At 67.4% G+C, this 13,485-nt stretch carries 12 protein-coding genes and 1 tRNA gene; 8 read left to right on the forward strand and 5 right to left on the reverse strand.

Annotation, left to right across the window (positions count from 1 at the left end):
* Positions 1-373 precede the first annotated feature (373 nt).
* On the forward strand, positions 374-2,980 hold the full coding sequence (locus tag QXZ94_RS04820; protein ID WP_315719471.1) for an autotransporter domain-containing protein: 2,607 nt from the start codon (positions 374-376) through the stop codon (positions 2,978-2,980).
* Positions 2,981-2,999: 19 nt separating this feature from the next.
* Here QXZ94_RS04820 and QXZ94_RS04825 read toward each other — a convergent pair whose 3' ends face one another.
* Positions 3,000-4,403 (reverse strand): methyl-accepting chemotaxis protein, encoded by a 1,404-nt coding sequence (locus QXZ94_RS04825; protein ID WP_315719472.1) that lies wholly within the window; start codon positions 4,401-4,403, stop codon positions 3,000-3,002.
* A gap of 182 nt (positions 4,404-4,585) precedes the next feature.
* Between QXZ94_RS04825 and QXZ94_RS04830 the strand changes: the two genes are divergently transcribed.
* The 3 genes from QXZ94_RS04830 to QXZ94_RS04840 are packed head-to-tail and all read left to right on the forward strand — an operon-like array spanning position 4,586 to position 6,101.
* Positions 4,586-4,921 (forward strand): metalloregulator ArsR/SmtB family transcription factor, encoded by a 336-nt coding sequence (locus QXZ94_RS04830; protein ID WP_315719474.1) that lies wholly within the window; start codon positions 4,586-4,588, stop codon positions 4,919-4,921.
* Entirely contained in the window at positions 4,914-5,399 is a 486-nt protein-coding gene (locus QXZ94_RS04835) for an SRPBCC family protein (RefSeq protein WP_315719475.1), read from the forward strand. Before QXZ94_RS04830 ends, QXZ94_RS04835 begins: the two co-directional genes overlap by 8 nt.
* Before the next feature lie 42 nt (positions 5,400-5,441).
* Positions 5,442-6,101: a glutathione S-transferase family protein gene (locus QXZ94_RS04840; protein WP_315719476.1), complete on the forward strand. Its 660-nt coding sequence runs from the start codon at positions 5,442-5,444 to the stop codon at positions 6,099-6,101.
* A 20-nt stretch (positions 6,102-6,121) separates the two neighbouring features.
* Here QXZ94_RS04840 and QXZ94_RS04845 read toward each other — a convergent pair.
* Positions 6,122-6,208: transfer RNA gene (locus tag QXZ94_RS04845), tRNA-Leu, on the reverse strand.
* 313 nt (positions 6,209-6,521) lie between these two features.
* On the opposite strand from QXZ94_RS04845, the gene QXZ94_RS04850 reads away from it, so the two are divergent.
* Positions 6,522-6,980: a hypothetical protein gene (locus QXZ94_RS04850; protein ID WP_315719477.1), complete on the forward strand. Its 459-nt coding sequence runs from the start codon at positions 6,522-6,524 to the stop codon at positions 6,978-6,980.
* A gap of 10 nt (positions 6,981-6,990) precedes the next feature.
* Here QXZ94_RS04850 and QXZ94_RS04855 read toward each other — a convergent pair whose 3' ends face one another.
* On the reverse strand, positions 6,991-8,190 hold the full coding sequence (locus tag QXZ94_RS04855; RefSeq protein ID WP_315719478.1) for an FAD-dependent monooxygenase: 1,200 nt from the start codon (positions 8,188-8,190) through the stop codon (positions 6,991-6,993).
* A gap of 10 nt (positions 8,191-8,200) precedes the next feature.
* Positions 8,201-8,443: a zinc-finger domain-containing protein gene (locus QXZ94_RS04860; RefSeq protein ID WP_006611181.1), complete on the reverse strand. Its 243-nt coding sequence runs from the start codon at positions 8,441-8,443 to the stop codon at positions 8,201-8,203.
* Between the two features lie 316 nt (positions 8,444-8,759).
* On the opposite strand from QXZ94_RS04860, the gene QXZ94_RS04865 reads away from it, so the two are divergent.
* Both QXZ94_RS04865 and QXZ94_RS04870 read left to right on the forward strand, forming a co-directional pair.
* On the forward strand, positions 8,760-9,902 hold the full coding sequence (locus QXZ94_RS04865; protein ID WP_315726100.1) for a hypothetical protein: 1,143 nt from the start codon (positions 8,760-8,762) through the stop codon (positions 9,900-9,902).
* A gap of 46 nt (positions 9,903-9,948) precedes the next feature.
* Positions 9,949-10,698 (forward strand): alpha/beta hydrolase, encoded by a 750-nt coding sequence (locus QXZ94_RS04870; RefSeq protein WP_315719479.1) that lies wholly within the window; start codon positions 9,949-9,951, stop codon positions 10,696-10,698.
* A 109-nt stretch (positions 10,699-10,807) separates the two neighbouring features.
* Here QXZ94_RS04870 and QXZ94_RS04875 read toward each other — a convergent pair whose 3' ends face one another.
* Positions 10,808-12,220: a hypothetical protein gene (locus QXZ94_RS04875; protein ID WP_315719480.1), complete on the reverse strand. Its 1,413-nt coding sequence runs from the start codon at positions 12,218-12,220 to the stop codon at positions 10,808-10,810.
* A 373-nt stretch (positions 12,221-12,593) separates the two neighbouring features.
* Here QXZ94_RS04875 and cysE point away from each other — a divergent pair, with 373 nt between their 5' ends.
* On the forward strand, positions 12,594-13,421 hold the full coding sequence (gene cysE, locus QXZ94_RS04880; protein ID WP_315719481.1) for a serine O-acetyltransferase: 828 nt from the start codon (positions 12,594-12,596) through the stop codon (positions 13,419-13,421).
* The last annotated feature ends 64 nt before the right edge of the window (positions 13,422-13,485 follow it).

A 13,485-nucleotide genomic window follows, 5' to 3' on the forward strand; every position in this document is an offset into this window, starting at 1 on the left:
CCGTGCCGGCGTTCGACAGGCATTGTTGATCCTCCGGGCAAGTGGGGGGTCGCAAGCTCAACTCTGACCACTCGCCACCTATGGGATCTACGGGCGACTACGATCTGTTCGCGTCGTTGCGAGCAAGTGCCGTGTCGCTGTAACACGAACATCTCGACGAGACCGGGTGCGCGCGGTGCCCATCATCGAACGCTTTGCTACTCATCCGTGCAACTACGCGGAAAAGTTGTAACTTATAGTTCATACTTGATTAGATCAGTTATCTTAGATTCGCGCTCCATCAGTGGAGCGTATGGACCATATGGCGCGTTTCTCCCGATTGCCTGTCGCACAAGGCCTGGCGGCAACATCCATCGCGTTGGGAACGGTCCTGGTGCAGGCCACGCCAGCCCTTGCCGTCGACTGGACCGGTCTCACGTCGACCGACTGGTTCAACGCCGGCAACTGGTCCGGTGGTGTTCCAACCAGCGCGACCAGCGCGACGATCGACACGGCCGGCCACGCGGCGGTGATCGGGACGGCCGGCGCGCAGGCCACGGCCGTGAAGGTCGGCGATGCCAACGCCGGCGCGTTGACCATCCAGGATGGCGGCACCTTGAGCGCTACGCAAGGCACGATCGGCGGCCAGGCCGGCGCAACCGGGGCGGTGACCGTCGATGGCGCCGGGTCGACCTGGAGCACCAGCGGATCACTGGACATCGGAAGCCATGGTACGGGCACGCTGAGCATCCGCAACGGCGCCGCGGTGACCGTCGGCGATACTGTCTGGATCGGCAACTGGCCCGGGGGAATCGGCGGAGTGACGATCGACGGCGCCGGCTCCACCTTCATCATCAAGAATCTGTATGTCGGCTGGGACGGCCAGGCCACCCTGACCATCAGCAACGGCGCAAAACTGATCAGCGCCACGGTTGGATCGAGCCTTGCTTCCACCGGGGTCAGCGCCATCACGGTGGATGGCATCGGATCGAGTTGGACCGATGGCGCCAACATCTTCATTGGTGACAGGGGTGTCGGCACGCTCACCATTCGCAACGGCGCCACGGTGTCGGGGCCGAACCTGATCCTCGGCCACTACGCCAGCGGTAACAGCACGCTCAATATCGGCGCCGGCCTCGGCGAGGCGGCCACAGCGCCCGGGACGCTCAGCGTGGCCTCGGTCCAGCTCGGTGTCGGCACCAGCCAGATCGTGTTCAACCATACCGGCACGAACTACACTTTCGCCCCAATCATCATCGGCAGCGGGGCAGGGACGCGATCGGTGCGCGTCGAGGCCGGCACCACGATCCTGACCGCCGCCAGCTCCTATACCGGACCAACACTGATCGATGGCGGCACGCTGTCGGTGAACGGTTCGATCGCCAATTCGGCGGTTACCGTGAATGCCGGCGGCACGCTCGGCGGCAACGGCACCGTCGGCAGCACCATGATCAACGGCGGCGCACTCGCCCCCGGCAATTCAGTCGGCCTGTTGACCGTGAACGGCAGTCTGACGTTCACTGCGGCCGCGTCCTACATGGTCGAGATATCCCCGGCCGGTGCTGACCGCGTCAACGTTTCGGGAACGGCGACGCTGGCGGGCGCCACGGTCAGTGTGTCGTCTGCGGCCGGGGGCTACGTCGCCAAGCAATACACCATCGTCAATGCCGGCGGGGGCATCACCGGCACCTTCGGCTCGGTGGTGAACAGCGGTCTGCCATCGGGATTCAAGTCGAGCCTGAGCTACGACGCCAACAACGTCTATCTCGATCTCGCGCTGGCCTATACGGCTCCGTCCAACGCCGGCTTCACCATCAATCAGACCAACGTCGCCAACGCGCTGGTCAACGCCTTCAATAGCCATGGCGGCATTCCGCTGGTCTATGGCGGGCTGACCGCGCCGGCGCTGACGCAGGCCTCCGGCGAGATTGCCACCGCGGTGCGGCCGACCATGGTGCGCGCGCTCACGCAGTTCACGACCGCGATGACTGATGTTGCCGCCGCCGACCGCAGCCGCAACCAGACGACCGCAAGGGACCTGGCCGATGCCACCGGTCTCGCGAGCGCCTATGCCAGCGTCCCGCTCCGTGGCACGGTCGGTGAAACATTCGGCCTGAAAGCCCAAGCTGCGCCGCATGCACCGCCATTCGAGGCGCGTTGGCGAACCTGGGCCGCAGGCTTCGGCGGTGGCCAGACCACCGACGGCAATGGGCCGGTTGGATCCAGCACCGCCACCAGCCGCATGTTTGGCGCCGCGGCGGGGGCCGACCACTGGCTGTCGCCATCGACCGTCGCCGGCTTTGCGCTGGCGGGCGGCGCCACCAGTTTCAACGTGGCCGCCGGCGGCACCGGGCGCAGCGACATGTTCCAGGCCGGCGCATACATCAAGCACATGGCGGGCCCGGCCTATGTCGGCGTGGCCGCCGCCTATGGCTGGCATGACGTCACGACCGATCGCACGCTCACCATCTCGGGCATTGACCAGCTGCGCGCGCGCTTCCGCGCCAGCAGTTTCGCCAGCCGTCTCGAAGGCGGCAGCCGCTTCGATACGCCCTGGTTCGGCGGCCTCGACCTGACGCCCTATGCGGCCGCACAGGTGACGATCACGCGCCTTCCCGGCTACGCGGAGGCCGTCACCGCCGGCGCCAACAGTTTCGCGCTGTCCTATCTGGCAAGCACCATCACGTCGCCGCGGACCGAACTCGGCGTGCGCAGTGGCAAATCCTTTGCCGTGAACGATGCTTTGCTCACCTTGCGTGGTCGCGCCGCATGGGCGCGTGACTTCAACCCTGATACTGCCGCGTGGGCCAGCTTCCTGGCGTTGCCCGGAGCAAGCTTCGTGGTGAACGGCGCGGCCGGAGCGCGTGATATGGCACTGACGACGGTCTCTGCCGAGATGAACTGGCGGAAGGGCATCGCGCTCGCCGCGACGTTCGAAGGCGAGTTTTCCGCCGTGACCCGCTCCTATGCCGGCAAGAGCGTTGCGAGCTACCGGTGGTGAACGGAGCGGCGTTGCGCGGTTAATCCTTGATCTGATCGAGTGCCGCCAGCACCTCGCTCGAGGCCACCTCGACCTTGCTGATCTCGCCCAGCGCTTCGTCGATGCGCCCCGCGCTGAACAAGCGGGCGGCCTCCTTGCCGTGGCGGTGCACCGCCTCGTGGGGGCGTTCGAGGTGGCGGAACGCGGCATCGCCGGCGAGGCGCTGACCGCCTTCGCCATAGTACCATTTGCCGAGCCGGCAATTGTGATGGTCTGATAGCTCGTCGGCACGGAGTTGCAGCCGCCCCACCGACATGTCGACCAGCCGCTTCTTCCAGATCACGTGGTCGGCCTTGGCGAGCCGCACCACCTGATTGTCAAGCGTGAGCTTGGCGATCTCGCCCAGCATTTTGCCGACCTTGGCGTCGGTCTTGCCCATGGTGTCCGCGAGCGACATCACCTCGTTGGCGTTGGCGGTCGCAAGATCTGCGATGATGGTGATGCCCTGCGCGACCTCGTCGGTCGCCGCGCTCTGCTCAGCGAGAATGCCCGAGATCTCGTCCATCTTGGCGCTGACCGTGGCGGTGCGCGCGCCGGCCTGGTCGATGGTCTGCGCCAGGTTGGTCATCTCGGTCATGCCGATCTCGACCGCCTTGGCGCCGCCCGCCATGGCCTCGACGATGCCGCTCATCTCCGCCTGCAGCCGCTCGATGCGGCCCTTGATGTCCTCGGTCGCCTTGGTCGTCTGCTGCGACAGGTTCTTCACCTCCGCGGCGACGACGGCGAAGCCCTTGCCGAACTCGCCGGCGCGTGCCGCCTCGATGGTGGCGTTCAGCGCCAGCAGGTTGGTCTGGTTGGCGATCGCGTCGATGGTGCCGACGATGGAGCCGATCTCCGCCGAGGCCGCGCTGAGGTCGGCGATCTTGGCCGAGGTGTCGCGCACGGAGCTCGCGATGCCGTTCATGGTCTGCAGCGTGCCGCGTACCGCGGTGACGCTGTCCTCGACGGCGCGTCGCGTCGCCGCTGCCTCGCCCGCCGCAGCGGTCGACGTTGCGCTGATGGTCTGCACCGACGCCTGCATCTCGACCGAGGCCGAGGCGAGACCCTGGCAGCGCTCCGATTGACTGTTCGACGCGCCGATCAGGCGCGCCGCGCTGATCGAGGCTTCGTTGCTGTTGATGCAGAGGTCGACGATGGAATCGAGATCCTGCGACGCACGCGTTGCGAGCGCGTTGCCGAGGCGGTGAATCGCCTCGATCAGCTGCGGCTTGAGCTTCGCGCGTAGCGCGGCGGCGTCGACATCGGCCATGTCGCGGTTGAGCCGGCCGGCGGCCCAATCGTCGAGGCATCGTGCCAGTGCATCCTGGAACGTCTCGTTTGCGGCGTCGTCGAACGCAGGCGAGGCGTCCAGGTGATCAGTCTTCCGGCTGCGGAATCCCAGCATCGTGTCTCTCGATTCGTAGCGGGCTGCCCCGCGCGTCCGGCGTCACCACGGCGGTGTGGCGGCGGCCCGCGATCAACTTGCTCGCGGTTTGGTTAATGGCGGGTTTCCTGCTGCAACTGGCGGTCGCAGACACTGCCCCGAAACCTCTTGACGACTCCGTCAATGCCAACTTACGGTAAGTCATGGCTTACGAAACGGCACTCGCGGTCCTGGGGGATCCGACGCGGCGGCAGGTGTTCGAGCGCCTGCGCGGCGGGCCATGTCCCGTGCATGCGATTGCCGAGGGGATGACGGTGTCGCGGCCGGCGGTGTCGCAGCACCTCAAGGTGCTGAAGGACGCAGGCCTGGTCGAAGAGCGCCGCGAGGGCGTGCGGCGCATCTACTCGCTGCGCCGGGAGGGCTTGGCCGAGCTGCGCGGCTGGCTCGACAGTTTCTGGGATGACGCGCTGCTTGCTTTCAAGGTCGAAGCCGAGCGCACGCATCGGCAGACCAAGGGGACGAGGGACGGGAATGAGTGAGCGCGGCGTGATTGCCCCGGTCGACAAGCGGGTCCAGGTCAGGGCGCCCCTCGATCATGCCTTTGCGGTGTTCACCGGCGGGCTGACGCGGTGGTGGCCGCACACGCATGGGGTCGGCCGCAAGCCGATTGCGAAGGTGCTGCTGGAGCCCAAGCTGGGCGGCCGGTGGCTCGAGATTGCCGAGGACGGGACGCAGACGGTGGTCGCGACCGTTACCCTCTGGGAGCCGCCGCATCGTTTCGTGATGCTTTGGCAGATCAATGCGCAGTGGAAGCCGGATGCGGCGATGCGCTCGGAGGTCGACGTGCGATTCTTCGCCGAAGGTGCCGAGACGACGCGCATCGAGCTGTTGCACCACAAGTTCGAGACCATGGGTGAAGAAGCCGGCGCATCCATGCGCCGCGACGTCGACGGCGGCTGGCCGGGCCTGCTGCAGCGCTACGTCGCCGAGGCTGAGCTCCACTCATCATCGTCGTGAACGATCATCGTGAACGAGTCATCGTCAGCGGGGGAGAAACGCATGTCCGAGTTCGTCGTCCATTCGGTGCCGGGGAGCCCGTTCGGCCGCAGCGTGCTGGCCACGCTGGAGGAGAAGGGCGCGCCGTATCAGCTGGCCGCGCTGGCGCCGGGCGACTCGAGATCTTCCACCCATCTCGAACGGCATCCGTTCGGCCGCGTGCCGGCGCTGTCGCATGATGGATTCGTGCTCTACGAGACCCAGGCGATCCTGCGTTACCTCGACCGCGTGTTGCCGGAGCCGCCGCTGACGCCGGATGACGTGCGGCAGGCGGCGCGGATGGACCAGGTGATGAACATCAGCGACTGGTACCTGTTTCAGGGCGTCTGCAACGTCATCATATTCCAGCGCATCGTCGGGCCGCGGTTCTTTGGCACGTCGACCGACGAAGCCGCGATCGCCCGGGCGATGCCGCAGGCGAGAACGGTCATTGCGGAGCTGTCCCGGCTGCTCGGGGAGCAGCCGTTCATGGCAGGCGGCCAGCTGTCGCTTGCCGACCTCCAGGCCGGTCCGCAGGCGAGTTTCCTGTCGCTCACGCCGGAATGGGCGGAGCTGACATCTGGCCTGCCGAACCTCGTCGCCTGGATCGAGCGCCTGGAGGCACGGCCAAGCTTCACATCGACCACGATGGCAGAGCTGATGGTGCGCGCGCAGGCGGCGTAGGCGCGCCCGCGTGCTGACGCTGGTGCGGACGGTGGGGCTCGAACCCACACGACGTTGCCATCGAGGGATTTTAAGTCCCTTGCGTCTACCGATTCCGCCACGTCCGCTTTTGGAGTCAAAGACCTAGCGCATGATCCTTCGATACGGAACGAGCTTGTGCGAGGTTCTTCGGTTGACCCTCTGCTTAGGCCAGCAAGGTTGCCTTGGTAAAGCCTCAATCCGGCCGTCACCAGCTGCTTTGAGAGTGCGTCCGAGCTGAAGTGACCCGACAGATCGACTCCGACAGATGCAAGGACTGGACGAGGCGGCCGTTGTAAGGCACGGACTGGCCACGCGAAAACGATTCATGGACGGCGCGCGCGCTCAGCCCGCGCCTGCGATCGAGACGATGTTTTAAGACGGCTGACCTATCGAGGCTGCATGACCACGCTTTGCCATCGCCCGACCTTCCGACGCCTCGCGCTCGCCGCAGGGCTCTGCGCCCTCGGCCCGCTGCTCGCGGGCTGCGCGGGCATGAGCGACAGCATGTCGACCGCATTCGCCGATCCAGCCAAATACGAGCTCTACGACTGCAAGCAGCTCGAAGCCGAGCGCAAGGCGCTCGCCGCACGCACCGCCGAGCTGCAGGGGCTGATGACCAAGGCCGAGACCGGGACCGGCGGCGCGCTGGTGGCCGAGGTCGCCTATCGCAACGACTATGTCGCCGTCCGCGGCCAGTCGCAGTTCGCCGAGGAGGCCTGGCGGCGCAACAAATGCGTGGAGACGCCGCCGGCGCCCGTCGCTGCCAAGGGCGGCAAGCCGGTCAAGCCCGGGCGCAACGCACGGCCGATGGCCTCCGGCGGGCCGTCGACCTTGCCGCGGGACGGTTCGGTCTACTGACCCTCGCGCCTCACAATCGCCAGTCGTAGATCCAGTCCTGCCGGGCCGACAGGCGCTGCGGGCCAAGCGCCTTGATGCCGATGTCGCGGGCCAGCGCCAGCGGCCCGCTCAAGTGGTAGATGCGGCCCTGGCTGCGCGCGGTGCGTTGCACCCGGCGGACGCGGGGCCGGCGCAGCCTGGCATACTGCTTCAGCGCGCCTTCGACGGCGGCGAGCCCGTCGGGCCGGGCCTCGCTCAGGCATTTCGCCAGCACCGCCGCGTCCTCGATCGCCATGCCCGCGCCCTGCGCTGCGAACGGCAGCATCGCGTGCGCGGCATCACCCAGCAGGGCGACGTTGCCTTGCGTCCATTCGATGCCCTCGGGCACCGCGAACAGGGCCCATTTGCGCCAGCCATCGACGGCGTTCAGCAACAGCCGCGCCGCTGCCGGCCAGCGCGGCGGGCCGAAGGCGGCCTTCAGCTCGTTGGCATCGCCCTCGGTGCTCCAGCCCGGCCGGTTCCAGGTCCCCGGCACCACGGCGACGACATTGACCTGACGGCCGGCGGAGATCGGATAGGCGACGAGATGCGCATCAGGTCCCATCCACAACTGCACCCGCGCGCTGGTGTAGTCGCGCGGCAATTGCCGGGCGTCGAGCGTGCCGCGCCAGGCGATCAGTCCGGAGAACTCGGCGCGCGCTTGCGGGAAGAGATGATGGCGCACCGCCGACCACACGCCGTCGGCGCCGATCAGCGCCAGCGCCACATCCTGGCGGCGCTCATTGCCGCGGCGATGCACCACGGTGAGGCCCTTGGCGTGAGCGGCGACGTCCTCGAACTGGCAGCCGAGCTGCAGCTCGATGTCCGGATGCGCCATCGCCTCGGCCGCCAATGCCGCCTGCAGATCGGCGCGGTGGATCACCCAATAGGGCGCGCCGGCCGCCTCGCTCGCAGCCGCCCCCAATGGCAGCCGCGCGATCTCGCCGCCAGCGCGCGCGCTCATGATGGAGACCGCCTCCGGCACCACCGCGCGCGCGGTAAGCCGCGGCTTGAGCCCGAGATCGATCAGGACGCGGCTGGCATTGGGCGACAGCTGCAAGCCGGCGCCGACCTCTTCCAGTCGCTCGGCCTTCTCCAGCACGACGACGCGAAAGCCCTTCGTCGCCAGCGCGAGCGCCGCGGTCAGGCCGCCGATCCCGGCTCCCGCAACATGGACGGTCCGCAGTGCCACGACAGGCCGATCAGGCGACGTCCTTCAGCACGCATTCCGGCGGCCGTGCCTCGCCCGCGGCAAGGTCCGGCGCGTAGCGGTACAGCGTCGAGCAGTACGGGCAGATGATCTCTTTGTCGTTGCCGAGATCGAGGAAGACGTGCGGATGGTCGAACGGCGGATTGGCGCCCACGCACATGAACTCATGCGAGCCGATCTCGATCACCGGAACACCGGCGTCGTTGTGGAAATGCGGGACGATGTTATCGGCCATCGGTATCACCTCGAGTGGCAAGAAGAGCAGATCGGATCAGAGCGACATTCAGCACGGGAAGCGGCCGACGTGACAGCAACGAGGCACCTTGCCGTCACGAGAACGGCGGCGCACCATGCTGAGCCATAAGGCCAATTCCTCGGGTTGGGAACCTCGTCGGGCGCGACGCACGCCGATATTTTTACGCGTGTGGATTCGACACAAAGCCGCCCGCGCCGAGAAGCCCTTCTTTCGTCGGGGCCGTTGTGTCCCGGGCGGGATATCCTATGTCTTGGGACGGCTCGATGCGCGAAAACGTGAAGGCGGCGTGATCTCGATGCGAATCAAATGGAGGCTCAGCCTGGCCGCGGCCGGCCTTGCCGTCAGCGCCGCAATCGGCGCTGCGCTGTGGCCCCATGCCTGGCACGCCGGCACCGTGATCGCGGCCGCCGATGATCCGGCCCGGCTGTCGGAGCTGCAGGTCGCCGCCGTGCTGCGGACCGATCCGGCGCGGATCGCCCGTGACATCGACGAGGCGCTCGCCGCCGGTGATCCGGAGCTCGCCGAGAGCTTCATTGCGCTGGCGCGCGAGCACCAGGTCGCGCTGGATGCCACGCAGGTGCAGCGGGTGAGCGATGCCGCGGCCGCCGAGAAGGCGCCGGCGAGCGTGGCGAAGCGCTTTGCCACCGGTCTCGTCACCGGCCAGGCCGACGACGTCGCGAGCCTGTCCGGCACCGTCGCTGGCGACCTGTTCGTGTTCGGCGACATTCGCGACGCCGTGCGTGAAGGCAAGCATCTGGTGATGGGCGAGGAGACCGATCGTCTCGTGCTCGGCCTCGCCGCCGCCGGGCTCGCCGTCACCGCGGCAACTTATGTGTCGGCGGGCGGCGCCGCGCCGGTGCGGGCTGGGCTGACCCTGGTCAAGGATGCCCGCAAGGTCGGCCGGCTCGGCGAGGGGCTTGCGGCCTGGGCCGGACGCTCGGCGCGCGAGGTCGTCGATGCGCCGATGCTGCAGCAGGCGGTCGCAACCGGCTCGGTGTTGCGGCCGGGCGAAACCGCGACCGCGATCCGCGCCGCGTTCCGGGCCGAGAAGGCCGGCGCATTGGTGCGCCTGGGCAAGGACGTCGGCCGCATCACCGAGAAGGCCGGCACGCGCGGCGCGCTCGATTCGCTCAAGCTCGCCGAGGGGCCGAAGGACATTGCCCGCGCCGCACGGCTCGCTGAAGCCAAAGGCGGCCAGACCCGCGCGATTCTCAAGCTGCTCGGCCGCGGCGCGCTGCTGCTCACCGCCGGCGCGTTCAATCTGGCGCTCTGGCTGTTCAGCGCCCTGATGAGCCTGCTCGGGTTCGTCGCATCGCTCAAATCCATGACAGAGCGTGCGACGCAGGGCGTGATCGATCGCGGCAAGCGGCGCCGTCTGCGACGCATGCAGGCCGCGGCCGCCAGCACCGATCTGGCCGCGGCGACGCCCTGCGGCTAGACTTCGTCGCATCGTCGTCACTCCAGAATTTCCGGGACTCCTGCTCATGCCGAGCTTTTCCAACGGCGCCGTCGACATTGCCTTCATCGACGAAGGCGAGGGCGATCCGATCGTGCTCGTCCACGGCTTCGCCTCGACCAAGAATGTCAACTGGATCTACCCGGGCTGGGTGACCGAGCTGCGCAAGGCCGGCCGCCGGGTCATCGCGCTCGACAATCGCGGCCATGGCGAGTCGGCCAAGCCGTACGATCCGGCGCAATATGCGCTTCCCGAGATGGCGAGCGACGTCACCGCGCTGATGGACCATCTGGGCCTCGCGAGCGCCGATGTGATGGGCTACTCGCTCGGTGGCCGCATCGCGGCTCATATCGCGCTGACCACGCCGGAGCGCTTGCGCTCGGCGATCTTCGGCGGCATCGGCATGGCGATGATCGAGGGCGGCGGTCCCGGCGAGAACGTCGCGGCTGCGCTCGAGGCGCCGTCGATCGATGACGTCACCGATCCCGTCGGCAAGACGTTTCGCGCCTTCGCGGACCAGACCCGCTCGGATCGTCTCGCGCTCGCGGCCTGCATGCGGGGCTCGCGTGGCCTGCTGTCGCGCGAGGAGGTCGGCCGCATCGCGGTGCCGGTGCTGGTCGCGGTCGGTACGACGGACGAGGTGTCGGGCTCCGGCCCCGCACTCGGTGCGCTGATTCCTGGCGCCGAGGTGCTCGACATTCCCAACCGCGACCACATGCGTGCCGTTGGCGACAAGGTCTACAAGGCAGGCGTAATCGATTTCCTCGCCAGGCGGTGACCGCGTAGCCCGGGCGAGCGAAGCGACCCCGGGGTCTCCGACGCAGCTCGTGTGACCCCGCATGTCGCTTTCGCCGACGCCTCGCGGCGCCGGCTGTCGCTCATGCGGGCTACGGGAGAGCCTCCGCCGTTCCGTCGGTTCGCTCGCCACTCAGCCAGCGGGCGACGGCGATCAGCACCGCAAACGTCGCGATCCACACCAGCCGCGCGCCGTAGCGGTCGTGCGGGCCGGAGATGACGCCGCAAATGACGGCGTTGCCGAGCAGAGCGAGCGTCACCGTCGTTGCGAGCAGAGCGACGTCGTCGCGCCGTCGGCGCCAGATCGCATGCGCGGCGATCGCCGCAGCCGCGAGCATCGAGCCGAGCGCGACCGGCACGTGCAGCCAGTTCACGACCGCGAAATTGATCTCCCAATGCTGCTGATGCGCCGCGCGCATCTGACGGACCTGCGCCGGGATGTAGCGCTCGATGATGCCGTAGGTGTGCGGCACCCAGCCGCTGGTGCCTTCACCGGTCGCCACATGCATGAGCTGCTCGGCGGTGGCGACCGCCGCCGCCTTGGCCTGCCACAGCGGATAGGCGGCCAGCGATCGCTTGACGATGAAGCCCATCTCCTCGTTCATGCCCTCGAAGCGGCCGAGCTTGTTGAACATGCTGTTGCCCCACAGGAAGTCGTCGGCCGTGGGCGGCAGCTCGTTGCGATAGGGGCAGAGCTTGAGCTTTTCGCGCCCGCAATGATCCTTCAGATATTGCGCGACGATGCCGTCCTGCAGCATGCGGCCGAAGGCGACGCCGGTGCCGCCCGGTGTCCACGCCAGCTGGCCGGACAGGGCGAAGTTCGCGGCGAGCAGCATCGCGGCGCCTGCGACGATGGTCAGGCTGGCCTGGACCAGGCCCGAGAGTGCGATCTGCCGACGCAGCCATGGATAGGCCATCCAGCCCGCGCAGCACAGGCCGAACAGGACGCCGAGCGTGGCGCTGTGGGTGGCCGAGGCGAAGGCGACGAAGCCGAACAGCGCGATTGTCTCCATTGCGGAGATCCGGCGCGCCTGCGTCACCAGGATGAACAGCGCCAGCACCGACAGGCCGGCGAAGATGTCGGTCAGCAGCATGCTGGCGAGCCAGGGCAGGGCAGTGGTCAGGATCAGCAGCAGGCCCATCCACAGCAGGCGCAGCGGCTGGTTGAGCCCGAGCACGCGCAAGGTCAGTTGCAGGATCCACAGGGTTGCCAGCGCCTGCAGGCCGAGATTGAGCCAGAAGCTGGAGCCCTCGCCCCAATGCAGATAGAGGCCGAACACCGTGGAGCGGCTCGGCACCAGATAGCCTTCGTACCAGCGCGCGAGATAGCCGCCAGTGTCCCACTGCAGCAGCGGATAGCCGTTCCACAGCGCCGGCGCGACCAGGAAGAGCGGGATGACGATGACGGGGAGCCAGGCCGATCCGGCCTCGGCTGCGCGTTCGTCCAGGATCTGAGTGTTACTGATGCCTGCGTCCCCCGGTTCGGAGCACCATGGCCAAAACATGGTCAGGGCCATATTTACCAATAGACGCAGGCTGATGGATGGTAAAGCGGCCCCGTGATCGCGCGGGGGACGGTCCGGTTTCTGTTCCCGGGTGGTTCCTTTTTGCCTCAGAGCGGGTTTTCCGAGGGGGGTGCAGGTTTGTTTCCCCATGGGTGCAGCCTTGATTTCCGGTTCCCGCTGACCACCTTGAGCCGACGCCGCGCCCGAGCGGGAACGCGGCTTAGACCTGCGCGTAACGGAAATGTCTCAATCCCGTGCTCTCTGGGAGAGAGGCTGGCTGGAACAGAACGATGACCGAGCGCGGGCGCGCGGAGGACATCAATCCACGCGCCGTGCTATATTGCCTGCCCACTGAACTCCGCGAGACGCAGCCATGGCCATGCATCAGACCCATCCCCAGAGCGGAAAGCTGGCGACGCTCGACCCGATCTGGGACCGGATCCGTCACGAAGCCGAAGAGATCGTCCGGCGCGAGCCCGAGCTTGCCACGTTCATCTATTCGACGGTGCTGCATCACAGCCGGCTGGAAGATTCGGTCGTGCATCGCGTCGCCGACCGTCTCGATCATTCCGCGCTGTCCGGCGACCTGATCCGCCAGACCTTCGATGATGCGCTGCGCGACGAGCCGGATCTCGGCCACGCCTTCCGCGCCGATCTCGTCGCCGTCTACGACCGCGATCCCGCGACCTCGCGCTTCATCGATCCCTTGCTGTACTTCAAGGGTTTCCACGCGCTGCAGACCCATCGACTCGCGAACTGGCTGTATCGCAAGAGCCGCAAGGACTTTGCCTTCTACCTGCAGAGCCGCTCCTCCGCCGTGTTCCAGACCGACATCAATCCGGCGGCGCGCATCGGCCGCGGCATCTTCCTCGATCACGCCACCGGCTTCGTCTGCGGCGAGACGGCGATCATCGAGGACAACGTCTCGATCCTGCACGGCGTGACGCTCGGCGGCACCGGCAAGGAGAACGAGGACCGTCATCCGAAGATTCGCCACGGCGTGCTGATCGGCGCCGGCGCCAAGGTGCTCGGCAATATCGAGGTCGGTCACTGCGCGCGCATCGCGGCGGGATCGGTGGTCGTCAAGCCGGTACCTAACAACGTTACCGTCGCCGGCGTGCCGGCGAAGATCGTCGGCGAGGCGGGTTGCGCCGAGCCGTCGCGCACCATGGACCAGATGATCAACGCAATCGGCATCTGAGCCGCGACGCGCGCAATCTCCGAGTCAAGAGCTTTTCAATCACTGGATTTCGTGCGAACACATC

Origin of the sequence: Bradyrhizobium sp. SZCCHNS2022 (assembly GCF_032377575.1) — a bacterium.
GTDB classification, from domain to species: domain Bacteria; phylum Pseudomonadota; class Alphaproteobacteria; order Rhizobiales; family Xanthobacteraceae; genus Bradyrhizobium; species Bradyrhizobium aeschynomenes.

Bases quoted from the DNA above. Each gene is read 5' to 3' on its own strand.
- QXZ94_RS04835 (WP_315719475.1), top strand. From the start codon at position 4,914: ATGAGTGAGCGCGGCGTGATTGCCCCGGTCGACAAGCGGGTCCAGGTC.
- QXZ94_RS04860 (WP_006611181.1), bottom strand. From the start codon at position 8,443: ATGGCCGATAACATCGTCCCGCATTTCCACAACGACGCCGGTGTTCCG.
- QXZ94_RS04850 (WP_315719477.1), top strand. From the start codon at position 6,522: ATGACCACGCTTTGCCATCGCCCGACCTTCCGACGCCTCGCGCTCGCC.
- QXZ94_RS04840 (WP_315719476.1), top strand. From the start codon at position 5,442: ATGTCCGAGTTCGTCGTCCATTCGGTGCCGGGGAGCCCGTTCGGCCGC.
- QXZ94_RS04870 (WP_315719479.1), top strand. From the start codon at position 9,949: ATGCCGAGCTTTTCCAACGGCGCCGTCGACATTGCCTTCATCGACGAA.
- QXZ94_RS04865 (WP_315726100.1), top strand. From the start codon at position 8,760: ATGCGAATCAAATGGAGGCTCAGCCTGGCCGCGGCCGGCCTTGCCGTC.
- QXZ94_RS04875 (WP_315719480.1), bottom strand. From the start codon at position 12,220: ATGTTTTGGCCATGGTGCTCCGAACCGGGGGACGCAGGCATCAGTAAC.
- QXZ94_RS04830 (WP_315719474.1), top strand. From the start codon at position 4,586: ATGGCTTACGAAACGGCACTCGCGGTCCTGGGGGATCCGACGCGGCGG.
- QXZ94_RS04825 (WP_315719472.1), bottom strand. From the start codon at position 4,403: ATGCTGGGATTCCGCAGCCGGAAGACTGATCACCTGGACGCCTCGCCT.
- cysE (WP_315719481.1), top strand. From the start codon at position 12,594: ATGGCCATGCATCAGACCCATCCCCAGAGCGGAAAGCTGGCGACGCTC.